This is a genomic window from Pseudoalteromonas sp. SWN29 (genome assembly GCF_015864465.1).
Classification (GTDB): Bacteria; Pseudomonadota; Gammaproteobacteria; order Enterobacterales; family Alteromonadaceae; genus Pseudoalteromonas.
On record NZ_JADYXE010000195.1, the window covers coordinates 1 to 520 of the forward strand.

Annotated in this window: 1 rRNA gene; it reads right to left on the reverse strand. The window is 40.6% G+C overall.

Going from position 1 to position 520, the window contains the following annotated elements:
• Window positions 1-162 (reverse strand): 23S ribosomal RNA (locus I6F53_RS20455); the annotation flags it as partial.
• Between the last annotated feature and the right edge of the window lie 358 nt (window positions 163-520).

Sequence of the window (520 nt, forward strand, 5' to 3'; positions counted from 1 at the left end):
GTACAAGTACGAGATACCTACCTTATGGTAAGTGGGTTTCCCCATTCAGAAATCTCCGGATCACAGGATATTGCCGCCTCCCCGAAGCTTATCGCAGGCTGTCACGTCTTTCATCGCCTCTGACTGCCAAGGCATCCACCATGTGCGCTTCATTACTTGACCATACAACCCCAAGTAGTCTCTCGACTTCTAAGTGTCATACAATCTAATTATGATAACGATATCACCTATGTTTATACGCTTGATTCAGTTCTCTTATTACTTTTTTAATAACTCACCCCTGGGATAACAACTGATGTCGTTAAGAGGTGAGTTATTAAGGTTAAGAGGTGCGCGTGAACACGCTCCTCCTAACCCAGACTCATATCTATGTTTTTAAATAGTTCCTGTATTCTCGTCGAATTACAGGTTCTGTATAAAACAGAAAGAAGTAATCTTGCCAATATAGGCGAATCACTTGTTTCTATTTAATACTATTAGCACTCAAAGCTTACTTACATCGTTTATATTAGTGGTGGAG